The following is a 26,098-nucleotide window of genomic DNA, read 5'->3' as shown; positions in this document are numbered from 1 at the left end:
ATAATTATTTGAAGGAAAATCTATGTCGCTAGAAAGAGGTGGCTTTACAGACAAATTTGGCAACAGTTACGAATCCTATTGGGTTGCCAAACAACTATTGAATCTTCTTCATGAGAAGATAGCGTCTGTAACAGTTGAGCCTTTAGGCGATGATGAAGCAGGCGTGGATGTCATCATAGAGCATCTTATAGGTAGAGAAATCACAGATAGTTCTGAGGTTGAGTTTCATCAATGCAAAGCAAGTAACCAAGGGAAAGACAGTTGGTCACTTGCGACTCTTGATAGTAGCGGAATTTTAGCAAAAGCCTTTTTTCAAATAGAGCGAAATGATCAATCTCAGCATTCTGTTACTTTTAAGGTCATATCCCCTTTGTCCTTTAATATTTTGACCAATCTAAGTAAAAGTGCAAAAAATAATAACGGCAACCCTCAGGATTTTTACCAACGCCAAATCAAAACCAGTCAAGAACGCGAAAAAATATTTAATGATTTATGTAAACGACTAAAGTTAGATATAAGCAACCCATCAGACATAGCAAAAGCTATAAATTTCCTATCACATTTTGAAATTGTTAATTATGCAAATTCAAGTGAGGATATAAATCATCTCAAAGACAAAGCAAACTTTATTTTTTTAAATGATGAAACCGTAAAAATTCTTTCATATCTACAAAGCTATCCAACCAATCAGAATAAACTAAGAACAAAAATTACTGCGGATGTTTTATTTGATGATTTAAAAAAGGCTGGTTTTGAAGTAAGAAAAGATATTGACAATACTCAAACCCCTCTTGCCTTAGATGAGCTTTGTCAAAAATTTACTGATTCCATTCAGCTACTAAATAATACACTGATCCACAGATCTGAAATAGATGAGTGCCTTAGCTCTATTAAAGAAAATACGATAACCATTATCAAAGCAGAAGCAGGTATGGGCAAAAGTACTTTTTTGTATGAGCTACATTCTAAAGTACGCTCAGAGGGTAACATCAGTGTGCCAATTCGATTAGATAGGCAACGCCCAGAAAACAGTGCTGATGAATTTGGTAAGTTACTAGGGTTTAAGCAATCACCTGTTTATGCAATGGTAAATGCTTCAAAATCTAAAAGAGTAGTAATTATACTAGATCAACTAGACGCCATTCGCTGGACAGCCAATCACTCTAATAATGCCTTGCAAGTTTGTCAGGAAATCGCTAGACAAATTATTAGCTTACCTCATATTTATGATATTAAGCTGGTGATGGCCTGTCGAGATTTTGACCTTTCTGAGGATATTGCCCTTAAAAACTGGGTAAATGACTTAGAAAAATCAATTAACAAGCTAAATAAAACCCTGTCAGTTGCTCAAGAAGTCAAACAAATTACGCTGGATAAACTGCCAACTGAGCAAGTCAAAGAAATGGTCGATCAGGTTGAAGATTACGAGTCATTACCTACGACTAAACAAGATATCCTTCGTATTCCAATATGGCTAAATTTTTATTTGCAAATTGCTGGCAAGAGCAATCATCCGCCAAGATTTGATAGCAAGTTAGAGCTTATTAGCTTGTATTGGCACGATAGATTGAAGTTAATAGAAGAGGCTGGAGTAGACCTTGCTAATGTGCAAAGTATCATTAATGAATTTATCACCAAAGCCAGTCAGCAAATGCAATATGCCATTCCACAATCTTTGTTGGCTATTACTGATCCAGTGGCTTTTGAACGTTTGATTTCTGCTGGTATCTTACATAAAAACAAACAAGATAAAATTAGCTTTCAACATCAAGCATTGTTTGATTATCAATTAGGCAAGAGCCTATACGATAAAGCGATAGAATCTGAAACTGCATTATTGACTCAAATTGGTGACAAGACTGCACAAACATTAACCCGACGAGAGCATTTAAAATATGCGTTAAATCTATTGTTGCAAGATAAGCAGAAGCTCTATGCAAGAAGCATTTCAGCAATTTTATTTAGTGAAGATATTCGTTTTCATCTCAAGTACCTAGCCTTTCATAGTTTGAGAGAAGTATTAGAAGTAAAGCAACCTATAAAAAAACTGGTTCGAGAGTTGATAGCAGATGACTATTTATCCAAACATTTTATCAAACATAGCTGTATGGGTAATTCCACTATGGTGAGTTTGCTTGCTGAATTAGGGTTTATTACCTCTTGGTTGAATCATAAAGATGTAGAGCAGATAAATAAGGCAATACAGTTACTATCTACAGTATCTGAGTCAGTTCCAGAATTGGTAGTCAAAGAGATTCAGCCTTTTATTGGTCTTTCTGATAAATGGAATGAGCGCTGTCATCGAGCATTAGGTTGGACTGTTGCTAATGATGCTGATGATATTTTCGCATTACGTCAACAGCTATTTAAGCTAGGTATTTTTCCGAGATTTATTGATTTTGAAAAACTTGTCAAAAAACATCCAAAGCGTGTCTTACAATTGATAGATTTTACCTTTGATGAAAATACAGAGTCGTTAACCAACGATGATTGGTTTAAAAATTCATTTATCGATAAATTGCGATTGTTTGATGCACATAAACCAGAAAAACTCCTTAATATTGCACGTCAGCTACCAGTTGACGTTATTAATTTATTATTGCCTAAAATTTATATCGTTGCTAATGAGCCGGATGGTGATGATGACAGATTGTCTAAAGCATGGTTTTATCATACGCAATTCCCTCAAGATAGAGAGAAGTTTATTATCTGTATTTTGGACTTGATAAATCAAGCAAGCGAGCAACTGGCTAACGAATCTAAAGACACGGAGCTATGGCAACTTATAACACCTTATTTACACAGTCACAATATATTAATACAGCATATTTTGCTGAATATGATGTTTTATCTTGATATATCTTATGCCAATCAAGTTATTGAGTGGATATTAGAAAATCCCAAATCAAGGTTATCATCAGGAAATTTTAAAAAAGAGCCCAAATGGTTATTATCAGGTAGTGTCATTGAAAAGTTTTCCCCTCACTGCTCTGATGAAATATTCTGTAAATTAGAAGATATCATTTATTATGCAGGTATTTCGAAAAATTTTGAAAACTTACAATGGATTTTTGAATGTAAAAAAAGGGGCTATTTTAAAAATTACTATTGGGGAGCGTTGCAATATTTTATCCTTTCTAAACTGGATAAAAAGAGAGTGAGCAAAAAGTCTAAACAATTGACAGCAGTATTGAACAGACGCTTTGAACATTTTAAAGATGAGGATTTTTATAATAGTTCAAGAATGGGTGGTGGATTTGTTGTGTCACCATTGCCACCACCAAATAAGCTTTCAGATAAAAAATGGCGAGAAATTTTAGTAAAAAAAGATAATGAATTTAAAAGTTTTAATGGCAAACAGATATCAGAAGATGCGATAGTAGAATCAACGGTTTATACCTTCTCAAGAAGTTTATCAACTGCTGTCACCAATCAGCCAGAACGGTTTGCAAGGCTTGCTTTGACCTTACCAAAAGATATCGAACGTGATTATGTTAATAGTATTTTTTATGGGTTGAGTAACCCTAGTAAAGAGGTGCAAGAGCAATATAAAGAGGAGTGGCAACCTTGCCCATTAGAATTACGATATAAAGTTATTACCCACTTTGGTGAAAAACCTCATAGTAACAACTTAGCTTGGTTGCTCACTAAAGATACAGAGGTTATCAATCATCCTGCCATGTTAGCTATGTTGATAACTATGGCAAAAACTTCGCCACACCCAGAATCTGATAAACTATCAATATATGATCCAAAAAAAGGCGACTCTGCAAGCATAGCGACAGCTCATGAGTTAATGGGCACTGCAATTAACTCATGCCGTGGCATTGCTTACAATGGCATAGCCAGTTTGTTTTGGAAAGATAAAAATTTTGCCATTAATCATAAGCAATTGATAGATGATGCTATCTCTGACCAACACCCTGCGGTGCAGATTACTTCAGTAAGCATGTTGACCCCTTTTTTAAATATCGATGAAAACTTTGCCTTACAGAAATTTTTAGACATTAGTCATACTGATTTACTCTTTACTTGTGCGAGCCAAGCCTATCATTTTTTTAATAATGCATTTGAAAGTCAGTTTAGAGATGGCTACATTCAATTAGTTAAAGATATGCTAGTCTCAGATTATGATGAGGTGAGAAAAAATGCAGGTCGACAAATATTAGCCAGATGGTATTTTAATGACTTGTTCGATAATATATTTCCCACCTTGTTAAAGACTGAAACAACGGATAAATATGTCCGTCTTGGTGTTGCAAATGTGCTAAATCAGTTTTTGAGTTGGGATAAATATACGCATCATGACGATAAGTTGTTAGAGCCCTACCAACTTATTCTAAATGATAAAGATAGCGATGTAAGCAATGAAATTCAACGCTGTATACAGAATGAGAGTTTTTGGAAAAAGCGTAATACTAAAGCGTTAATTGACTGCTTTATACAATCTATCGATGAAAAAATAAACGTATCCAATTTTCTCTATTTCCTTAAAAATAGTAAGGATATTTATCCATATAAAACGCAGTTGCTTGATATATTTAGCAAGCTAATGGAGACATCAAGTGATGAGTATTCATTTAGCCGACGAGCAAACGCCAGTTCTATGATCTCTGTGCTACAAAAAATATATGACGAAGCTGTTGATGATGAAGATGAGGATATCTTAAATCAATGCTTAAATGTTTGGGATAATATATTTGAGTCAAATATTTATTTTAATCACTCAAAAGTCTTGCATAGTGGAATGTTGGATTAGGTTGAGACTAGTACAACTTATCCATCTTACCTGAAATCAGCAAAGTCGTATCAGAAAATCCTCTAATCGGACTGACTTCTGCTTTTAGAACCGTCCTAATACCAATATAGTGCGATTCCCAAACAGGGTTATATTTTTCCTTAAACTGGCGTAACCCTGTTATAATATCGCTTACCATACTTAGTGACATTGTTGGTTGGTGACATAACGCCATTTTGCCCCAATCACCTCTATATCATCTTCACCATTAGCAACACTTGTTTGTACATTAGATGGCTGTAAATTACTGTCATCAGATACCACCTTATCACTTTGATCCTCAGGCTCTGTAAACAGTATGATACCCAAACTAAAAGATAGTATTCAAAGTTTATGCTTACATAATAAAAAAAGAGGTCCTAGTCTAGTAGGAATGACCTAATAGACTAGAAACATAAAAAATAAGTTTAAGTCAATATAAGCTTAAAATGCGTTAGCTATAACTTCTATCGATAAAGCTATTTTATCCTTTACAATAAAAATTAAACAATGCACTAACCGCACCACGTGGAATATGATCATGCCATCTTTCATCACTCAAACCAGGTCCATATTCACCACCAATAGCCATAGAGTCTTTTAGGCTAATACGTTCTCTATCACCACGCTCGATATATGAATGGCGTGGATTTTGGCAGTTAATCAAGACCAAGTCATCAAACGCATCAGGAATTGCATAACCTGAACCATAAACTCGGGCTAAGGCATATTGTACTTTTCCACTTCGTTTAATAATAGTATGAGGACTTGTATAGTAAGCCTCATTTTTGATCTCTGGAGAGCTTTCCCAAATTGGTGTCATTTCAGCATCAGGGACTTCGGCTTTACCATACTCTGGAAATGAGTAGATATCGATATAGGGTACTTCATCGGAGTATTTGTTCTCATACTCTATGGCGTCAGCATTTACATTACTGCTGATACAGCCAGTAATGAGTACAGCCAGAATACTTACTGTTTTTGCAAATCTAGGCATCATAATTACATCCTGTTTGTTTATAAAAATTGTCATAAAAGTAATAACATAAAAATCTTGCTTATTTACTACATTCTATCAATTCCCTTAAGTATAGTTTTTACAAGCTGAATTGATGGTATGTTCTATAATACTACCTGAATTAGCCTTTTGCATGGTGATTTGTGACCTATCTTTCCATGGGTAGTGCATTATCATGTTGTCATTTTTGTCATAAAAGATATGGTTTAGTGTGGCATAAGTTTTAGTGCTACAGTCAACAATGACATCATTGGCAATATAATCACCTGAACTGAATTGATAAGACGTACCCTCTAGCTTTCTTAAGATAGTATTTTCAATCCTGTCTGGTGTGAGGTATACCACTCGAGTTTTATATTCAACTTTACTGCCTGATTTTCGTATAGAAGGCTTATTAATATCTATGTGATACTCTGGAGCATTTGCTGGTACTTTATAAGCAACTACCCAACCTTGATTATCCATCTGCGTTGTTGATGATGGTGTTAATAAACTACTACTGATACTCTGTATAGATGAGGTAATGAGTTGTCCTAGATTTGACGTAGAATCAGTACCCGTAGTAGAACAACCTGTCATCAGTACTGCGATAACTAAATATAATTTTTTCATAAGTTTGCTCTTATCAAATAGATTTGAGTTAAAGGTTTATGGGATTAAAGAGCTATGGAACTAAAGGGTAGCTGTTCCGTATCTCACTATAAACCTACGATATGATGTGTTATCAATCGTTGATTTACCTAGCTTGCAATGGTAGACATTAAACATCTTAAATTGCGGTAACTTAAAAGTACAAAAATAAGAATTATGCTATACATGCACCTAAAACAGGTTCGTCTTAGCATGAACCTAAAATAGGTTCAATGAGCAACTTACGTAAATCAATCCATTCAGCAGAACATGAGCTCCTGCGGTACTATTTAAAGAGTCGTAGGGAAGAGTTGGGACTTAGTCAAAGAGCCCTAGGCACTCGTATGGGTGTTATTTATTCTTTTATAGGTAAGGTAGAGACTGGTGATAGAAGATTGGATGTGATTGAGTTTATTGAATACTGTAAGGCATTAGATTTAGATGCCATAGATGTAATTAAGTTGATTCAGGACAGTAAAAATGATGATGATAAACTTTAGTTAAAGTCACATACCTATCATAATATCGCTTGTATTACTAAAGTTAGATAACCAAAAAAAGGTCAGTTGAATATATCAACTGACCTTTTAAATATCATCAACATCATCAAAATAACTATTTTCCAACTAACACCTGACCTGCTGAAAAACTCACACAATCCTCACAGAACCAACTGGTTTTAGACCGCATATAAGCAACATCAGCAGGTACCTCAATAGGGCATTCACAGCCACAGTTTTCACAGCACACATCATCAAGACAAACATAGCATTTCTCAATGGTGGTAAACAACACATGAGGGCTAATATCGTACTGATGACACAACTGCTTCACATGGTTAATATAGTCATCTTTACTATTAAGTGTCCAATAATCTCTGCATAGCTGTTGTGCCATCTTAGTTAACCGATGGTTAAAGATAAGTTTGATACTCATAACACCCTCCTTATCAATAGCCATAATTAGCATGAGGCAACAACCCATACAACTCAGATTCAAGCTGACTGCACATCTCATCAACTATATAACCATCTTGAGTATCAAGCCGTCTTTGCACCCAAACACGTACCGCCATCTGATTATCAAAGCAAGAGAGTAATAATACAACAATGGATAAATGTGAATAACTTGTTTTTGTCAGGTAGAATGTAGTTTAATACACTACATTCATGAAATGGTCACGCTCGGTATTTCAGCCAAAACTACTGTTAATAATATATTATCAATTATATTTTTTTATTTTAACGAAAAATCTTATAAACCCTTAATTTTAAGGCAAAAAAAAACCACACTACCTTTTATATTTGGTGTGTGGCTTTTTAAGAATTTGGAGCGGGAAACGAGATTCGAACTCGCGACCCCAACCTTGGCAAGGTTGTGCTCTACCAGCTGAGCTATTCCCGCATATAGCACATATAGATAAAGTGAGTATCTATATCGTTGTGAGGGCGTATTATACGCTACTATATTGTACTGTCAATATTTTTTAGCAAAAAAATTTCTCAGTGGCAAAACTATACTTATCAAATTAAGTAACTCATGGTATAACTAATATTTATTATATTAAATCTTGGATGCTATCCATCAAATGGATACAACATCCATAATTCTTTTCATAAACAACAAACTGGAAGAGGATAATGACAAATACAAGTTATACCATCGCAGACTATCTTTTTGATCGTATTGCTGAGGCAGGTGCTAGTGATATTTTTGGTGTTCCCGGAGATTTTAACCTACCATTTTTAGATAATATCATTGCCTCAGATAAACTACGTTGGATTGGTAATACCAATGAGCTAAATGCAGGTTATGCTGCTGATGGTTATGCACGTGAACGTGGCTTTGCAGCTATGGTAACAACATTTGGAGTAGGGGAGTTATCCGCTATCAATGCTACCGCTGGTTCATATGCAGAGTATGCCCCTGTATTGCACATTGTTGGTGCACCAGCGACGACTTTACAAGATACCAAACGACGTATTCACCATACATTAGGTGATGGTTATTTTAACCATTTTATTAAGATGGTAGAGCCTGTGACGATAGCACGAGCAAAAATTACACCAGAAAATGCTGCCTCAGAAATTGATCGTGTTATTCGGCTGATATTAAAAAAACAGCGCCCTGGTTACCTGCTACTTTCACCTGATATTGCCAAGCTACCTATTTATCCACCTTCAACCAAGCTAATAGATAGTGTAGAAGACATTACCAGCCAAGCGGCATTGGCAGATTTCAAGTCTGCGTTATTGCAGTTTATTCCTAAAAAGACAACAACATTAATGGCTGATTTGATGGTACATCGAATGGGGCTACAAAATCAGTTAAAAGCTTTGATTGCTGATACAGATATCCCTTACACCACGTTGTCTTGGGGGAAGTCATTGCTTGATGAGCATAGCGAGCGTTGGGCGGGTACTTATGCAGGAGTTGCCTCACGTCCTGTGGTCAAAGATGCTGTAGAAAATTGTGAATGTTTGATTAAGATTGGAGTGAACTACACAGACACCACAACGGCTGGTTTTAGTCAAAATATTGATGAAGGTCGAGTGATCGACTTGCACTATGAACGTGCCAGTGTAGGTGGGCAGATATTTGCACCTATAGCCTTACAAGACTCATTGCAAGCATTACATGAAGTCTTAACATCAGGTATTGACGTAATGGCAAAACCACTACTAGAGTCTGTAGAGATTCATCAGCAGCAAGGCAATGATGATGATCCTATTCGTCAAGATGACTTATGGCATATGATTGCTACTAAGCTAGAGGCTCATAATTTGGTCTTTGCTGACCAAGGCACAGCCTATTTTGGTATTAGTGACGTTCGGCTACCAGAAGGCGTAACCTTTTATGGTCAGCCAATGTGGGGCTCAATTGGATATACCTTGCCAGCTTGTTTAGGTGCAGGAGTTGCCTCACCAAATAAACGTAGTGTATTGTTAATTGGTGATGGTTCTGCGCTATTAACCATACAAGACTTAGCAACCATGCTTCGTGAAAAATTAAACCCAGCCATTATACTGATTAATAACGAAGGCTATACAGTAGAGCGTGCCATACATGGTGAACACCAGCCATATAATGATATTCCGCGTTGTGACTGGCAAGTAATGCCTCAAGCATTTGGTGCGACAGATGACAATTGCTTGATGCTATGTGCTACCACACCCAAAGAGCTAAAATTAGCCTTAAAGCAAATGCAAGAAACTCCAGATAAAATGGTATTTTTAGAGGTGATTACTGATAAACATGATATTCCACCTTTATTGGCAGATATTGCTGCTGCATTAAAACCAAAAGAGCAATATTAAAATAGGTAGTTAACATTTGCTTAATATTTCTTTACGAAATTAGATGGTTATTTTTTATGAACTATCTCATAATTGTGCTTCAACACTTATTAAGCACTTAACTAAATATTTAAGGAGTATAAGATGCGTATGACAAAGTTTTTCGGTTCACTAGCATTAGCGACAGCCACTACAATGAGTATGGGCATGATGTCAGCACAAGCAGGTCCTTTGCACTATACAGCAGACTGTGGTGTAAAAGAGCTACGTATGGCATCTGGACGTTATGATATCAATCGTGCTGGTGCTATCAAAGGTGATAAATACTGTGAGTATATTTTCCGAGCTAATGCTGGTCAAAAAGTAAGTGCTGATATTATTGGTAGCAGTAACTTATACCCAATGCTATATGGTGAAAACTCTCAAGATTTGAGCGAAGGTGCAATTACACTACCTAAGACAGGTGAGTATACAATCCGTGTACTACAACCTCGTAACCAAGCTCGTCAGGGTAATACACCAAAGCCATTTTATTTGACTGTAACTATCAAATAATTATTTAAAAATAAGTTTATGAAGACTTATTTTAGAGAAGCTGGGTAAGAAGTTACCCAGCTTTTTTAATTTCCAGAAAGCATGAGATGTCCTGTCCTAAAATAAGCTTACACCAAAGGAGTTTATAAATAGATAGCAAAGAAGAAATAAGCACAGCGAGAGCTAGTAGACGAAAAAGTACGAACCCTACTATTATCTTGAAAATTGACTATAGGTAAAGTCATTGAAGCCATTGATGAGAAGGATGAAGAAAACAAAAAAAGCATCATACGGTATTCTTTAAAATGCTTTAGTTGAACGGATTAATGGTCTTTTGAAAAATGAGTTCTTGTTATTGGGTAAGATTGGTTAATATGCTAAAAACCAACTGTTTGGGCTCAATATCAAATACCAAAGCAGTCTCATATTTCATGTATTGTCCTTTATCATACTGATAACAGTACTCACACACAGTCCAACAATTCCACCCAATAACGCCAACGCCATATCTTTATGGGCGTCCCACATGTCGCCTTGTTGCCCATTATATCGCTCTGCGTCTTCAGGTGATAGCCCAATGGCAATGCCCCACTCGAATAACTCATAAAGCATACTGCTTGACATATTGACCATTAATACAATGGCGATACATTGCTTGCTATTTAGCGAGGGGAACAGACTACGGGTAATATCTCGCATTACTGCAAATAATAACAAACCATAGCAAAAATGCACCAAACGGTCGTACATATTGCGTTGCCAACCCATGATGTCATTGAGTTTAATCCCAAAAATTGCATGTAACCAATCATCATAAGGCACATAAGAATACAAATATCTTGCCCCAATGATATGCACCAGCAAAAACCCGCATGCCAGCACAAATGAGGACGTTTTTACCGCCAAATACCGATATGCTAATAATAGCCCAATTAATACAATCACCGTACCTGCTTGGTGCAACAGATAACTTGACCATTCTAATGGATTAATACTTGCCAATCCCATCATTAGTAAAACAATGATAACACTGGTATAGACGGTGCAGTTAAAGGGTTTGGGGTTAGGTTTAGGGGGCATTTTCTATATTTATCCTTTTAATTTATCCCTAAATAGTGTTTAACTAAAAACATTTAAAAATTTATTAAAAATATTTTTTAAACCTGTCGCTTTTGGCTGACGAATAATGACAGAGTTCATATTTGCTATAGGATAGATAAAAGCCTTGTTATCAATAAAGACAAGTAAATTCATATTTTGAGTATCTGTTATGGGTTTGCTAATCACATGATATTGTTCACCACTGCTATTTTCTATTATCACCAGCATTGTTTGCTCTGATGTATTGTCATTGACAGTTAATGTCTGGTATTGAGAGTTTGGTAATTGATATCCATCAGAAGTTATTAACATATCACCATCTTGATAGCGGTTATGATAGGTTAGCTCAACGGTTGGCAAATTACTTTTTGATAATACTTCTGCCACTGTACCATTAGCAAGGTGATGTTTTTGTTTAAATGTATTGAGCGTATCCACTAGTATTTGTGCTTGTTGAATTTGTGCCTCATTGATATTATCAGGCAAATCACGCTTTAATGAAAAGTTATTTGTATCCAAAACTTGTTGGTAAAAACAATTACTTTTACTTTTTTGGTTGGAGTTATTGGGCTGATTAGTTTTATTGGTTGTTTGTAATTCTTGATGTTCCTGTGAGTTTTGATTTTCTGGTTGATTGTCATGAAAGTTATGGAGGTTATGAGAATTATAAAAGTCGCTTGATAAATAAGTGCCAAAAGAATTTTTTGTTGATAAGTAGCGAGCTTGCCCTTTATCATGCTTTTTATCAAAAATTAGCAATGAAATATGACAAATATCTGTATCAGAATAGGTGGTAATTATTGAATTTATATCCATCATAGATGGGTCAGTAATTACCAATGTATTTGTTAGGTTATTATAAGCTAACTCATCATCTGTATCATTAACACCCGTACTACTCATACGATAAGTAAAACGTTGGGGGAAAATCTGTAATTCACCAGCAGGATAAATATCCCCTTTAAACCGATATTGGTGTATCAACCCATTAATATCAATGAGTGCCACTAACTCGGATAATTCATGTAAATTTAAATGATGTGTGTCTTTAAAGTCATTGAGTACTTGATAAATATCTTCAGCAGGTAGTGTTGTTGTTTCTGCATAAGCACTTAAAGAGGTGCTTAATATATTTTTGTTATGGACTTGTGATGGGACTTCAATAAATAGTAGATAAGCCAACGATAAACACCAGCCAATAAAAATAATAATTGGTATGCTGATAATCCCTAATAATATTTTCTTTTTATTGATTGTAGGCATGGCTTATCTCAATAACTAGGCTTTAACCCAATATAGCAATAACAATAGGTTAAAGCCTAGCTGGTCTTGCTCTATAACAAGATTATTACACTAATCTTAACCTAACTTCGCAATCCATTCCTCAATCGCCAATGCTTGAGCTTCAGCATTACCAATATAAGTGGCAGGGGTAAGCTCACGTAAACGGGCTTTATCCTCATCGCTAACTTCTGCCAATTCATCACTATCAACAAATGCCAACATCGCCTCACGAGTCATTGCTTGTCCACGAGTTAGGGCTTTAAGTTTCTCATAAGGGTTGGCGACACGATAGCGACGCATCACTGTTTGAATGGGTTCAGCAAGCACTTCTTGGGCATTATCAAGGTCACTATTTAGTCGCTCAGGATTAACCTCTAATTTGCCAATACCTTTTAAGCAAGCGTCATAGGCAATCATGCTATGGGCAAAGCCAACGCCAATATTGCGCAGTACCGTTGAGTCGGATAAATCACGTTGCATACGAGAGATGGGCAGTTTTTCGCCCAAATGTGCCATGGTGGCATTGGCAAGTCCTAAGTTACCTTCAGAGTTTTCAAAGTCAATCGGATTGACTTTATGAGGCATGGTTGATGAGCCAACTTCGCCTTCTTTTAGTTTTTGCTTAAAGTATCCTAAGCTGATGTACTGCCAAACGTCACGGTTAAAATCTAACAATACGGTGTTAAAGCGTTTTACTGCGTCAAATAATTCGGCGATATAGTCGTGCGGTTCAATTTGGGTGGTGTAAGGATTAAAGGTTAAGCCTAAACGCTCATTGATAAATGCTTGTGCATGAGCTTGCCAATCAACGCTCGGATAAGCAGATAAATGGGCGTTATAGTTACCTACTGCACCATTGATTTTTGCCAATAATTCAACTTGTTGTACTTGCTTTAGCTGGCGGGCTAGGCGATAGGCGACGTTTGCCATTTCTTTGCCCAACGTGGTAGGGCTGGCAGTTTGTCCATGAGTGCGTGATAGCATGGGTTGGCTGGCGTGAGTTTTGGCAAGGCTTACGATACTGTCGATAAGCTGTTGCATTTTGGCGACCAACACTTCACGAGAATCTTTTAACATTAACGCATAAGATAAGTTATTAATGTCTTCACTGGTGCAGGCAAAATGGATAAATTCCAAACTGTCGCTTAATGGGGCATGCTGTTTAAATTTATCTTTGATAAAGTATTCAACGGCTTTAACATCATGATTGGTGGTTTTTTCAATGTCTTTGATGGCTTGAGCGTCGGCTTCGCTAAAGTCATCAACAATGGCATTTAAAAAAGCATTGCTGTCATCATCAAATGGGGCAAGCTCAGCAATGTCGCTACGCTCAGCAAGGGCTTGTAACCAACGAATCTCAACGGTAACGCGAGCTTTGATTAAGCCAAATTCTGATAAAAAGGGGCGTAGGCTGTCGGCTTTGCTGGCATAGCGTCCATCAATGGGGGATAGGGCGGTTAGGGGAGTTAACATAAGAAGTTATCCTTATTAATATAAAGCAATTAAAATTTTAAAGTAAAATTTGCCAAAAAGTATGACAGGGTTTGAATAACGGCGACATTATAACAAACTCTATTAATAGTGACGCTGGCAAGTAAGCCGATATTGGTGATATTGAAAATTAAAAGTATTTAATACGTGCCTTTACCATCATCAGGTTGAAGTCGTAAAAAGTATAAACCTGATAAAATGGTGACCACACCCAATATCCAAGATATCATCTGAAAACTTGCAAGACCATGCATGATTTTATTATCTTGTAAAATATGCAATGTTATCACCACAAAAAGCGTACCAAAACTGACCGCAAATTGCTGATTAATAGACAGCAAACTATTACCACTGGCGACTTGCTGAGTAGATAAGTCGCCCACTGTAATGGTCGTCATGGTATTAAAATGTATCGCACTGCATACCCCAAGCAACAGCAAAACTGGCATAAACCAAAGCCACGAAATGCCTTGATGAAAATGTGACAAAATAATAATTAATAATCCCAAAGTTGTGGTGTTTAACACCAATATTCTACGATAACTTAACCGCTTGGTAATGCTTTTTAGCCAAGGCTTAATCAAAATAGCTCCCAATGCTACCACTACCAATAGCCACCCCGTCTCAATGGCTGAATAGCCAAAGTTAACTTGTAGCAATAACGGCAATAATAGCGGAATAGCACTAACCCCTAAACGTGTTAAAAAATTACCTATTAAGCCAATACGAAAGGTACGCAAGGCAAATAAATCTAATGGAAATAAAGGATAGTCAGCTTTACGGGCATGTCTAACATAACGGTAAACCAAAACAAAGGCATATAATCCTTCTAAAGTGGCATAAATCACCAGCTCATTGCGAGATATTAGATAAATAGACAAATGAAAATGAAAGGCAGCCATTGCAAATAAATAAAACCCACGCCAATCAAACTTTTGTACAGGTTCATACAAATTGGGTATCAACCAGCGACCTAAAATAAGCCCCAACATACCAAGAGGCAGATTAATCAAAAATAAAGCTTGCCAGCTGACATATTTGACCACATATTCTCCCAAAATAGGTCCAACAAATGGTGCAATAATGGCAGGCAAGATGGCATAATTCATAATGGATAACAGCTTTTCTCGTGGATAAGACTTAATGAGAATAAGCCGAGCAATGGGCATCATCATCGCCCCGCCCACACCTTGAGCCATTCTGGAGACAATCAAAAAAAACAAATTATGAGACATAGCACACAATAGCGAGCCAATACAAAAAATAAAGACCGCAATTAAAAATATACGCCTTGTACCATGTTTATCCGCCATATAACCACTGATGGGAATACACACTGCCATGGCTAATACATAGCTGATATTTACCCACTGCATGCGATGGGTGGACTCGCCTAAAGCGGCTGCAATCTGTGGCAATGCTGTATGAATAATTGCACCATGCAATATCTGCACAAATAAAGCAGTTGCTAATATATATGGCAAATATTTGGCTTGAGTGCTAGAGAGCATAGGCAAATGAGAGTATCAGTAGATAGAGTGAGAAAGAGGTGTTATTTACTATATTATATTGTACCTTACTTTTATTATTTTGTATTTTTTGAAATATATCAAGAAATTGTAAAAACTATATTGTTAATATTTACAAAACTAATAGTATACTATAGGTTATAAAAAATTTATTTTATATTAAATTTTAATTTAGCGTAGGGCGTGTTCTATAGAAAAGGTTTAATAACTACGTTCATATTGGTCATGTCTGTTAATCTTATATGGAGGTGGTGGAGATGGTAAGCAGTAGTCAAGTATAAAACATACTGCTAACCCTAAAAAGAGCCATTTACACCTGTAGAGATTCAAGCGTAAGTCTGATGTAATATGGTCTATGCAACTGTTAAAGTCTGTATATATGCTATGAGTAAGATAAACCATGGTGAGTCAAAAACTTATAGGGTGTGTATGGTATGGTAATAAGGGCAGTATATAAACACTAACTTTGGAATTTAACGATATTCGAAGTTAGTATGAATCGTAGTCATTTATGAAAGTTATTAATATTACTTGTGTATTTTAGATTAGTTTTAAAAACCAATAAGCATAAGGGTATTGACTATATAATAATTATTATGAAAAACCTTAATTTTTATTACAGTTATTGTTACTTTGCTTGTTGGTTATTTATTAACCTGTCTTATGATGATAAACAGAAAATGAATAGTTTTTTGTAGGATGAACAACAAGCCTATTCACAAACAATAACTCATCAATCAAACCAATCAAGTCTTGATAGCGCCTATCAAAACTTTGTGCTACCGTCAGTGGATGTAGAACAGATAGAGTAACAAGGGACGAATACACAAAATATAGATAATGAAAAAACTATTAAGATGAATGATTACCCAGAATGTTGTATTAAGTCAGTATGTGCTGATAAGTTGATTAAGTTTATGAGTTGAGCGAGAAGACAGTAGTACCATTACTGAGCAACAGTGTTTTTTGAAAGAGCCATAGAAGAGCTATGCACTCAAAGTGATAGTTAACCAATGGTAGATGAAATAAGGTTTATATACTCATTGAATATTATTAATTTATGATTAATCTTAGTGTAATAATTTTTAATAGAATTGGCTATTATCATAAGAACAAAGTAATTATAAAAATTTAGTATAAAAAATGACAAATAATATCCATAAAGTGAATATTGTTTTTATTTTATAGTTGTCAAAAGTATATTATTTAACCGATTGGCAGTATAAAAAAGACGTATCATTGATATATATTGATATGACAGTACTGAGCTTAACTCATTGCTCAGTATTGAAATTCTTTAATCTTTTATTAGTAATATACTTGATGTAAGACATAACGAGCCTTGATATGAAGGGGACTGGTGCTATACTGATAGATAAAATAGCTAATTAGCATTTATGACAGATGATGTGGTTATAGGTACTATATTTTGTCTGTATTTAGCTGTATATAGTGAGTCATTACAGTTTCTGGTTTTATCAAGAGTCATACCTTGGAAGCCTTGTATTATTTATCTACTTTATTTTTTTATTTTCTTTATTATTGCACAGAAGCTAGGTATAATTTAATTTAAGAATACTTTTAAATTTAGTATTATTACTATATTTATCTTTTAAGAATAAAGCTTGCTTATATTGCAGTGTATGATTTTTATACAAAATAGTTTTTTGCTTTGAAAAAAGGGAGGCAAATTTGAATAAAATTTGGACAGCACATTATCCAGAAGGTGTGCCAGACAGCATATATACCGATACCTATCATAATGTTACAGAACTGCTTAACGCAAGCTTTGCACGTTATCGTAACTTACCATTGACTACTTGTATGGGAGTTACTCACACTTATGCAGAAGTTGATAGACTAGCTGATGCAGTATCATCTTGGTTACAGTTTAAAGATATACCTGTTGGTAGTGTTGTTGCTCTGATGATGCCAAATGCACCTCAGTATTTACCTATTATGGTAGGTATATTACGAGCAGGATATATTTGTACTCCGATAAATCCGCTTTATACAGGACGAGAGCTAAAGCATCAGCTCATTGATTCTGGCGCTCAGACAATTTTCTTAATTGATAACTTTGCTCAAGCTTTAGAACAGGTCGTTGATGAGACTGCTTTAAAGCATATTATCGTCTCCAAAATGGGCGATTTGATGGGTATTAAGGGATTTTTGGTCAATATGGTTATCCGTAATGTCAAAAAATTAGTACCTAAGTATAATTTGGATAATCCAAAGCATAAAGTTTATAAATTTACAGATGTTTTAAAAGTTGGTAAATCTAATACTTTTATTCCACCCCAATCAACTCAAGATGATATTGCTATCTATCAGTATACAGGTGGGACAACTGGACTATCAAAAGGAGCAATGTTATCTCATCGTAATTTGATTGCAGCTGCTTTGTCCTCTGAAGCATGGTCTCGCCCAGCCACACAAAAGATTAATGATGTCTATATTAATATGGTGATGGCTTTGCCTATTTATCATATTTTTGCCTTTATGTTAGCACTACTTGGCATACGAGCAGGATATACTTTAATTCTAATTCCTAATCCAAGAGATATGCCGGATATGATTAAGGTATTATCAAAACAGCCATTCCATTTCTTTCCAGGTGTGAATACGTTATTTAAGGGATTGTTGCGTCAGCCTGATTTTAAAAAGTTAGATTTTTCTCATTTGACTGTAACCCAAGCAGGTGGTATGGCAGCAAATGAACAAACAGCCAAAGAGTGGCTTGAGGTAACAGGCTGCCCTATGATTGAAGGTTGGGGTATGACCGAAGGCGTTGCTGTTGGTACGGCGAACATCGTAACCGACAAAAAATATAATGGTACTATTGGTTTACCACTACCTAGTGTGGATGTCACTATCCGTGATGATGATGAAAATGAAGTAGATTTTGGTATGCCAGGTGAGCTATGTATCAAAGGTCCTAATGTTTCATCAGGCTATCTAAACCAAGACAACTCAACTGTATTTACGCATGATGGTTATTTTAAGACAGGTGATATCGTGAGTATGGATGAGCAAGGTTATATCACTTTGTTAGACCGTAAAAAGGATATGGTATTGGTTTCAGGATTTAATGTCTTCCCTAATGAGGTTGAAGCTGTGATGTCAGAGTGTTCAGGCGTTATAGATTGTGCATTGATTGGTGTGCCTGATGAGCGTCAAGGGGAGTCATTAAAGCTTTATGTCATACGCAAAGATGAATCTGTGACAGAAGAGCAAATCCGAGAGTTTGCTTTAGAGAATCTGACAGGTTACAAATGCCCAAGATATATTGAGTTTATAGATGAGCTTCCCAAGTCAAATGTTGGCAAGGTCTTACGTCAAAAACTACGTGAGCAACACGAAGCAGATCATGGTACACAGTCTGTTTAAAGTCTAGTGATATTGAATGTTTGTAGTAAGGGTTGATTGATAAGTAATCAACCCTTTTTTATTACTAAAAAATAAAAGTTAATTTGAGCAATCTACTCATTATGGGTAATTAATTTAATACACCATAGGCGACTAGGGCATCAGCAACACGTTTGAAGCCAGCAATGTTTGCACCAGACATATAGTCAATATAAGAGTCATCACCATAGCCATTTTCTTTGGCAGCACTAGCAGCATTGTCATGAATGTCTTTCATGATATTTTTTAGCTGCTGGTCAAGCTCTTCAAATGTACGGTATTGGCGAACAGAGTTTTGTGACATCTCTAACCCAGATACAGCAACACCGCCAGCATTGGCAGCTTTACCGGGTGCATAATGCACCTGATGTTCACGTACATAATCAATGGCAGCAATGTTTAAAGGCATATTTGCACCTTCAACAATATATTTTACGCCATGTTCCACCAGTTTTTTGGCATCATTTTCATCAACTTCGTTTTGAGTAGCACATGGCATAGCAACGTCAGCATCAAATTGCCAAGGTTTTTCACCTGCTAACCATTGACCCCCAAATTTTTGCACATATTCTTCTAGTGGCTTTCTTTGTGCTTTTTGTTCTTTTAACCAGTCGATTTTGGTTTGGTCGAGTCCTTCTGGGTCGTAAAGTGTGCCTTTAGAATCTGATACGGTAAGCACTTTTGCACCAAGCATGGTCGCTTTTTCAGCAGCGTGCAAAGAGACGTTACCTGCACCAGAGATAAGTACTTTTTTGCCTACCATGGTGTCTTTTTGAGCGGCAATCATATTTTCTAGGAAGTAAACAGCACCATAGCCTGTGGCTTCTGTACGAATAAGACTACCACCAAAGCCAACGCCTTTACCTGTTAGTACCCCTTCATATTCATGAGTAAGGTTTTTGTACATGGCAAACATATAGCTAACTTCACGACCACCCACGCCAATATCACCAGCAGGAACGTCCATATCTTTACCGATATATTGATGTAGTTCACGAATAAAAGCATAACAAAAACGGCGGATTTCATTATCAGACTTACCTTTAGGGTCAAAGTCTGAGCCACCTTTTGCGCCACCCATTGGTAGACCAGTTAGGGCATTTTTAAAAATTTGTTCAAAACCCAAAAACTTTAAGACAGATTCGCTGACAGTTGGGTGAAAACGAAGACCACCTTTGTAGGGACCAATGGCATTGCTAAATTGCACACGCCAACCACGGTTGATTTGTACATTGCCATTATCGTCTTCCCAGTTGACACGGAAATTAATAATACGGTCAGGTTCAGTTAGGCGTTCAAAAACTTTAAGCTTGGCATAGTTAGGGTTGCTGTCATAGGCAGAACCAATACTGCTGGCAACTTCTTTTACTGCTTGGATAAACTCAGGCTGGTGTGGATAGCGATTTTCTATTGTTTGAATGACTTCTTGTATACTCATATATTTGTTCTCCTTATTTGAAGCAGATACCAAAATTAATATGCTTTAACATATGTTAAGAGCAACTCTTATTATCGTTGAAAAATTTTATTTAGGCTACTGATTTATGTTACTAAAAAGTGAACTTTTCTTAGTAAATACAAAGGTTTATAATAAACTAATTAGTTTAGTTATTATTTATAATAATGTTGACTTTTAATAAGATTAGTCAGCTATTTTTATAAAAAAATTACAAAAATTTATTATTTTTATTTAAATAAAAAAAGGGTATCATTATTTTATAGAATTTTAAGTATATAAGATTTATAAAAAATAGTTTGGATTAATAAACTAAGCCATCAAATATTTTTGCTAAAGTTTTTGTTATAGCGGAGAGGTCACAAGTGTCTAACTGGATAGTAATTTTATTGTCATTATTAAGAAAATGTAAATTAAGGAAGTCTAATTCTCTATCTAAATATAGGGTGAATGAGTGGTGCATTATTTGATTTTCTAAAAGAAACTTGGCTTTATTGGTTTCAAAGCCATAGATTTGGTCAAGAAACTCAATATAAATTTGATTGGGATTTTCAGAGTAGTCCCTTGCCAAGCATAAATAGCGGAGTGGGTCATTTTCTAACCAAAAAGTGATGATATATAAGCTTTCATCTTCAAAATCATGCTCTATTTGTATAGTCTGCTTAATATAAATCCACCACGGTGTTAACCTCATTCGATGTACTAATTGTACTATCTTCACTCGGTTGCCTTGTGGTGAAATTATATTAGATTGACTATATATTTTTGGCTTTAATCATATTTAAATGGAGGTAGGGGCATCAATTTGATTAATCACCCCACCACCCAAACAAATATCACCCATATAAAATACGGCTGATTGACCGGGTGTAACGGCACGTTGTGGCGCATCAAATACAACCCGAATTTGGCTTCCAGAGTCATTGGTTGCATAAACTCGGCAAGATTGGTCAGGTTGGCGATAGCGCGTTTTGGCGTGACAAGCCAGCCCTTCTGCTGTAAAAATCTGTACAGGTGGCACACGCTCGACCCAGTCCAGTTTATAAGCTTCAAGGCTATGGCTCATCATCATTGGATGTTCATGACCTTGACCCACTATCAGACGGTTATTATCCAAGTCTTTTGCCAGTACAAACCAAGGCTCTTCAGGGCGGTCTTTGACACCACCAATCCCAATTCCGCCACGTTGCCCCAGTGTGTAATACATCAGTCCATCATGACGCCCAATAGTCACGCCATCATCGGTGATAATATCACCGGGTTGAGCAGGCAGGTATTGTTGCAAAAAGTCTTTAAAACGTCGTTCGCCAATAAAGCAGATACCAGTTGAGTCCTTTTTCTTAGCGGTAACAAGGTCAAACTGCTCAGCGATACGACGCACTTCTGGTTTTTCTAGCTCACCAACTGGAAACAGTGTTTTTGCGATTTTATCGCCACCAACTGCATGTAAAAAATAGCTTTGGTCTTTATTATTATCAAGCCCTCGTAAGAGTTGCGCTACTTCTACACCCTCACTATTTTGATAGGCGATACTACGCCGAGTGTAATGACCTGTGGCAATATAGTCTGCACCTAAGGTCATGGCATAGTCTAAAAATGCTTTAAATTTGATTTCTTTATTACATAAAATATCTGGATTGGGGGTGCGTCCTGCTTGGTATTCGGCTAGAAAATGTTCAAATACTCTGTCCCAATATTCCATGGCAAAATTTGCTGTATGTAGTTTGATACCAATTTTGTCACAGACGGCTTGAGCATCAGCCAAATCTTCCATGGCAGTACAATATTCTGTGCCGTCATCTTCCTCCCAATTTTTCATAAATAGCCCTTCGACTTGAAACCCTGCTTGTTGTAACAACACCGCAGAGACAGACGAGTCCACACCACCAGACATACCGACGATTACTCGATGCTCGGCAGGATTGCTGATATTGGCTAAGTTTAAGGGAGAAAGGTTGGAATATTGTGATTCAGACATAAATATTTGGCTTGTAGCTGTGGTAAAATTTAGAGGAATTATAACACTGATAGGTAAAAAATGATAAAGGCAGGTATGATAAAAATTGGACAAGGCATTGATGTGCATGCGTTTCATAATAATGGTAAGGCTCATCAGTTTGTGATGTTGGCAGGTGTGCCGATTGAGCATACTCATGGATTACTGGCGCACTCTGACGGTGATGTGATATTGCATGCTTTGGCAGATGCGTTATTAGGGGCGCTGGCATTGGGGGATATCGGTCAGCATTTTCCAGATACAGATGAGGCACATAAAGGCTTAGACTCACGTATACTACTACGTGAGGTGTATGGTAAAGTGCAAGCATTGGGTTATGATATTGGCAATGCTGATATTACGGTGATGTGTGAGCGTCCCAAACTAGCACCTCATAACTTAGCAATGCGTGAAAATATCGCTGTAGATTTGCAAACCAGTATTGATAATATTAGCATCAAAGCCACGACCACAGAAAAGCTTGGTTTTACTGGTCGGCAAGAAGGTATTATGGCAAGTGCAGTGGTATTGTTAGTCAAACGAGATGACAGTTAACCAGAAATCAGTGTTTTAGTGCGATAAAAAAGCGCCATAGATGTAGGGTAGGGGTTGTATTCTGTGCGACTTACCCCATTTAAAAGAAAAATAGGAAGATATAAGATAAGCGATAAGCTGTCAGGCAGTGCTTATTCTCAATCTCTTTTTTTAATCAATAAAGTATTGCAATTTAAGGAGCCAATATGAGCGAACAGCCACAAGATAATGTACAAACTGACGACATTGAACAGCTTATCCGTAAGCAAATCGAAGAAAACAAAGTGTTGCTTTATATGAAAGGCACACCACAATTCCCACAATGTGGCTTTTCAGCGCGTGCAATTGAAGTATTAACACAAATTGGTCGTCCTTTTGCCTTTGTTAATATTTTGGAAAATCCTGAAATCCGTGCAACGTTGCCAAAAATTGCAAATTGGCCAACCTTCCCACAGCTTTGGATTAATGGTGAGCTAATGGGTGGCTCGGATATTATCTTACAGATGTATCAGTCAGGTGAGTTAAAGCCTTTAGTAGAAGAGCATAGCCCTGCGGTATAATCTTCTCTACAAAGATGGAAGATTAATAACCCCTAGATAACCCTTAGCCTAAGTAGTGAGCTAACTCATTACTTAGGTTTTTTATTTTGCCGTTTGTATAAGGATTAAAGCAATGAGTCATGAGCTTGAGCAACGTAAAAAACACTTACAAGAACATTCTAAACAACTGATTGAGCTGGCGAATACTCAGGCAGGGTCAGCTTTAAAGTGTATTCATCTGCTGAGTGTGGTAGGTGGGGCGACAGAAGCAACTTATAAAGCCATTGAGCAGCGTATTTTGACAGACAAAGATACAACAGGAGCATATCATCTGGCGTTGATGGCACAAAGCACCGCAGATTTACCCATTGATGCTCGGCAGTTAATTGAGTTAGTGATTACTAACGGTGATATCATGCAGTGTTTATCGTTATTAAAAAACTTACCCCTGCCACCTGTCGATGCCATCAAAGCAAAAATTATGGATAGTGGTGATGTGTCAGCAATACAGGCCATGACAGAGTATCTACACAATAACCCTGAAGGCTACGGTAGCCAAATAACTGCCAGTGGTGTAGGGGGACAAAAAGACCGCATTGTACCATTGAGTGAGTGATATTGATTAAGTAGTGATTAAGTAGTGAGGATGCTATTGGTAAGACTTATTGCATAATCCACATCCAGCTTAATAAGATGGCAAATGAGGCAAATGCGGTTGGAATACCATATTTTGCAAATTCAGCAAAACTAATTTTGATACCAAAGTTAGCAGCATATTGCACCACAACAATATTTGCCATACTACCAATTAACAGCATATTACCCGCAAAAGAGTTTGACAATGCCAGTGCATAACCATTCACAGGGTTACTAAAGTCGGTAACATTAACCAATAGCATCACTGCTGCTGAGTTATTAATTAAGTTACTCAATACGCCACTGGTAATAGCAAGAGTAAATGGATTATCTAAATTAATATGGTGGCGAGTTAGTATCTCTACCCCTTGTTGTGCCAATCCAGATTGATGAAATGCACCAACCACCACAAACAGTCCTGTAAAAAGCAATAGTAACTGCCAGTCCACCCCTTGTAATACCTGCTTACTACTTAAGCGGTGGCTACATAATAATAACCCTGCCATCGTTAAAGCTGCCAGATAGTGTGGTATGTCAGTAAAAAATAAGCATACAATAATAGCTAAAGAGCCAAGCCCTTTGGTTGTCCGCCATGTATTAAATGGCATATCATCCGTGATGGTAGGGCTGGGTGTTTTGCCTTCTGGTAGATGAAATTGCTTGTGTCCTAAAAAATATACCACAATATAAGCTGCCGCCATTGCTAAGCATACTGGTGTTGCTACCCACGCCATATATGCTCCAAAATCAAGGTGTGCAAGTTGCCCTACCAAGACATTTTGTGCATTACCAATGGTGGTTAATGTGCAACCAATATTGCTGGCAAGAGCAAGTGCTATCAAAAAAGGTACAGGGTTATAACCTTTTTTGAGGGTGGCTTGGGCAATAACAGGTGCAAAGGCAAAGCAAACCACATCATTATTTAAAAAGGCGGCTAAAAATCCTGATGAAGCCATCAATATGGCAAGGAAAACCGCAGGTTTATCCAAATATTGTGCAATAAAAATAGCAGTTCGATGATAAAAGCCAGCCAGTCGTAATTGTGAAGCAATCACCATCAAAGAAAATAATAAAATCATTGAAGGGGCACTGATACTATCAACTGCTTGTTTTAAGCTAATACTGCCAACCGCCAGCATGGCAATGCTACCCAGCAAAATAATACCTGTCCGATCAAGTGCTAAACCATAAATACGCCCAATAGCAATACCAAGATAAGTCAAACAGAAGATAACCAATGTGGTCATTTGCAAAGTATGTGGGGCAAGATGAATAATAGCATCCATATTTTTATATCCTAAGTCTAAATCTTATTAAAAAAATGACTTGCTAAAGAAATAGGAAGATTGAATAATATTAGTTATATTAATGCCTATTTTTTATAGTCATTGATGATTGCTATTCGTTATTATAAATATGAGTGAATTGAGTTTATTAAGCTAATTATATTATTGGTGCTAGTAACACAGTCTTTGAATTCTACAATAAACTGAATAGATATTCCTAGTCAATTGTCATATTAAAATATGATAAATTATATAGTAGCTGTTGTTGCTTATATCGCTTGATATAACATGTATAAATATGGTCAGCTCAATACAAAACTGGATTATATGTAGTGGTTTTATGATAAGGGTTTTGGTAAAAACTACAACAAAAACAACAAATTGAAATGTTTTATATAAAAATTGTAGTATTAAAAATAGGCTAAAAAAATATAAACCGTTTATCTATTTATTATTTTAAGAATAAATCTTTATGAGTTATAAAATCAGTTTTGTAGTGCTAATGCAGTTGTCTGCTCATTTTGTGATACAAATATATACTCAAGCTCATACCTAATATATTTATTATAAATAATACATAATT

General features: G+C 36.4%; 22 protein-coding genes and 1 tRNA gene. 8 read left to right on the top strand and 15 right to left on the bottom strand.

Annotated features, from left to right (window positions below; translation table 11 throughout):
* Positions 1-22: 22 nt before the first annotated feature.
* The gene (locus FHK88_RS09720; protein ID WP_227430540.1) at positions 23-4,759 is read left to right on the top strand and encodes a hypothetical protein; all 4,737 of its coding nucleotides are present in this window, start codon (positions 23-25) and stop codon (positions 4,757-4,759) included.
* Positions 4,760-4,766: 7 nt separating this feature from the next.
* Here FHK88_RS09720 and FHK88_RS09715 read toward each other — a convergent pair whose 3' ends face one another.
* The 4 genes from FHK88_RS09715 to FHK88_RS09705 all read right to left on the bottom strand — a co-directional run bounded on the left by FHK88_RS09715 (position 4,767) and on the right by FHK88_RS09705 (position 6,407).
* A complete protein-coding gene (locus FHK88_RS09715) occupies positions 4,767-4,937 on the bottom strand; it encodes a hypothetical protein (RefSeq protein WP_227430539.1) in 171 nt (56 codons plus the stop codon).
* Between the two features lie 2 nt (positions 4,938-4,939).
* The gene (locus tag FHK88_RS14190; RefSeq protein ID WP_264480655.1) at positions 4,940-5,062 is read right to left on the bottom strand and encodes a hypothetical protein; all 123 of its coding nucleotides are present in this window, start codon (positions 5,060-5,062) and stop codon (positions 4,940-4,942) included.
* 199 nt (positions 5,063-5,261) lie between these two features.
* A complete protein-coding gene (locus tag FHK88_RS09710; RefSeq protein ID WP_227430538.1) occupies positions 5,262-5,777 on the bottom strand; it encodes a hypothetical protein in 516 nt (171 codons plus the stop codon).
* A gap of 84 nt (positions 5,778-5,861) precedes the next feature.
* Positions 5,862-6,407, bottom strand: coding sequence for a hypothetical protein (locus FHK88_RS09705; protein WP_227430537.1), 546 nt, complete (start codon positions 6,405-6,407; stop codon positions 5,862-5,864).
* A gap of 251 nt (positions 6,408-6,658) precedes the next feature.
* Between FHK88_RS09705 and FHK88_RS09700 the strand changes: the two genes are divergently transcribed.
* Positions 6,659-6,925 (top strand): helix-turn-helix domain-containing protein, encoded by a 267-nt coding sequence (locus FHK88_RS09700; protein WP_227430536.1) that lies wholly within the window; start codon positions 6,659-6,661, stop codon positions 6,923-6,925.
* 115 nt (positions 6,926-7,040) lie between these two features.
* Here the strand turns inward: FHK88_RS09700 and FHK88_RS09695 are convergent, their stop codons facing one another.
* The 3 genes from FHK88_RS09695 to FHK88_RS09690 all read right to left on the bottom strand — a co-directional run bounded on the left by FHK88_RS09695 (position 7,041) and on the right by FHK88_RS09690 (position 7,829).
* Positions 7,041-7,361: a hypothetical protein gene (locus tag FHK88_RS09695; protein WP_227430535.1), complete on the bottom strand. Its 321-nt coding sequence runs from the start codon at positions 7,359-7,361 to the stop codon at positions 7,041-7,043.
* Positions 7,362-7,374: 13 nt separating this feature from the next.
* Positions 7,375-7,500, bottom strand: coding sequence for a hypothetical protein (locus FHK88_RS14185; protein ID WP_264480654.1), 126 nt, complete (start codon positions 7,498-7,500; stop codon positions 7,375-7,377).
* Between the two features lie 253 nt (positions 7,501-7,753).
* Positions 7,754-7,829 (bottom strand) — tRNA-Gly (locus FHK88_RS09690).
* A 236-nt stretch (positions 7,830-8,065) separates the two neighbouring features.
* Here FHK88_RS09690 and FHK88_RS09685 point away from each other — a divergent pair.
* On the top strand, positions 8,066-9,742 hold the full coding sequence (locus FHK88_RS09685; protein ID WP_227430534.1) for an alpha-keto acid decarboxylase family protein: 1,677 nt from the start codon (positions 8,066-8,068) through the stop codon (positions 9,740-9,742).
* Positions 9,743-9,865: 123 nt separating this feature from the next.
* The gene (locus FHK88_RS09680) at positions 9,866-10,276 is read left to right on the top strand and encodes a hypothetical protein (RefSeq protein ID WP_227430533.1); all 411 of its coding nucleotides are present in this window, start codon (positions 9,866-9,868) and stop codon (positions 10,274-10,276) included.
* Between the two features lie 408 nt (positions 10,277-10,684).
* Here the strand turns inward: FHK88_RS09680 and FHK88_RS09675 are convergent, their stop codons facing one another.
* The 4 genes from FHK88_RS09675 to FHK88_RS09660 form a co-directional block, all read right to left on the bottom strand.
* The gene (locus tag FHK88_RS09675) at positions 10,685-11,335 is read right to left on the bottom strand and encodes a DUF2238 domain-containing protein (RefSeq protein ID WP_227430532.1); all 651 of its coding nucleotides are present in this window, start codon (positions 11,333-11,335) and stop codon (positions 10,685-10,687) included.
* A gap of 39 nt (positions 11,336-11,374) precedes the next feature.
* Positions 11,375-12,619 (bottom strand): hypothetical protein, encoded by a 1,245-nt coding sequence (locus FHK88_RS09670; RefSeq protein WP_227430531.1) that lies wholly within the window; start codon positions 12,617-12,619, stop codon positions 11,375-11,377.
* Between the two features lie 96 nt (positions 12,620-12,715).
* On the bottom strand, positions 12,716-14,113 hold the full coding sequence (purB, locus tag FHK88_RS09665) for an adenylosuccinate lyase (protein WP_227430530.1): 1,398 nt from the start codon (positions 14,111-14,113) through the stop codon (positions 12,716-12,718).
* A gap of 158 nt (positions 14,114-14,271) precedes the next feature.
* Complete coding sequence (locus FHK88_RS09660) at positions 14,272-15,615, bottom strand: MFS transporter (RefSeq protein ID WP_227430529.1); 1,344 nt, start codon at positions 15,613-15,615, stop codon at positions 14,272-14,274.
* A 1,737-nt stretch (positions 15,616-17,352) separates the two neighbouring features.
* Here FHK88_RS09660 and FHK88_RS09655 point away from each other — a divergent pair.
* Positions 17,353-19,050, top strand: coding sequence for an AMP-binding protein (locus tag FHK88_RS09655; RefSeq protein WP_227430528.1), 1,698 nt, complete (start codon positions 17,353-17,355; stop codon positions 19,048-19,050).
* 109 nt (positions 19,051-19,159) lie between these two features.
* Here the strand turns inward: FHK88_RS09655 and gdhA are convergent, their stop codons facing one another.
* The 3 genes from gdhA to mnmA form a co-directional block, all read right to left on the bottom strand.
* On the bottom strand, positions 19,160-20,506 hold the full coding sequence (gdhA, locus tag FHK88_RS09650; RefSeq protein WP_227430527.1) for an NADP-specific glutamate dehydrogenase: 1,347 nt from the start codon (positions 20,504-20,506) through the stop codon (positions 19,160-19,162).
* A 322-nt stretch (positions 20,507-20,828) separates the two neighbouring features.
* The gene (locus FHK88_RS09645) at positions 20,829-21,245 is read right to left on the bottom strand and encodes a hypothetical protein (RefSeq protein WP_227430526.1); all 417 of its coding nucleotides are present in this window, start codon (positions 21,243-21,245) and stop codon (positions 20,829-20,831) included.
* A gap of 60 nt (positions 21,246-21,305) precedes the next feature.
* On the bottom strand, positions 21,306-22,502 hold the full coding sequence (mnmA, locus tag FHK88_RS09640) for a tRNA 2-thiouridine(34) synthase MnmA (RefSeq protein WP_227430525.1): 1,197 nt from the start codon (positions 22,500-22,502) through the stop codon (positions 21,306-21,308).
* Positions 22,503-22,577: 75 nt separating this feature from the next.
* Here mnmA and ispF point away from each other — a divergent pair, with 75 nt between their 5' ends.
* From ispF to FHK88_RS09625, 3 genes are all read left to right on the top strand, one after another.
* Positions 22,578-23,075 carry a 2-C-methyl-D-erythritol 2,4-cyclodiphosphate synthase gene (gene ispF, locus FHK88_RS09635; protein WP_227430524.1) on the top strand — a complete coding sequence of 166 codons (498 nt, stop codon included), beginning with the start codon at positions 22,578-22,580 and terminating at the stop codon, positions 23,073-23,075.
* A 185-nt stretch (positions 23,076-23,260) separates the two neighbouring features.
* Positions 23,261-23,614: a Grx4 family monothiol glutaredoxin gene (gene grxD / locus FHK88_RS09630; protein ID WP_227430523.1), complete on the top strand. Its 354-nt coding sequence runs from the start codon at positions 23,261-23,263 to the stop codon at positions 23,612-23,614.
* Between the two features lie 112 nt (positions 23,615-23,726).
* Entirely contained in the window at positions 23,727-24,209 is a 483-nt protein-coding gene (locus FHK88_RS09625) for a hypothetical protein (RefSeq protein WP_227430522.1), read from the top strand.
* Between the two features lie 46 nt (positions 24,210-24,255).
* Here FHK88_RS09625 and FHK88_RS09620 read toward each other — a convergent pair whose 3' ends face one another.
* Positions 24,256-25,515, bottom strand: coding sequence for an SLC13 family permease (locus tag FHK88_RS09620; RefSeq protein ID WP_227430521.1), 1,260 nt, complete (start codon positions 25,513-25,515; stop codon positions 24,256-24,258).
* Between the last annotated feature and the right edge of the window lie 583 nt (positions 25,516-26,098).

It is taken from the genome of Psychrobacter sp. I-STPA6b (assembly GCF_020662265.1).
GTDB lineage: Bacteria > Pseudomonadota > Gammaproteobacteria > Pseudomonadales > Moraxellaceae > Psychrobacter.
The sequence above is the reverse complement of the archived record's forward strand: the minus strand, read 5'-3'. Positions and strand labels throughout refer to the sequence as shown.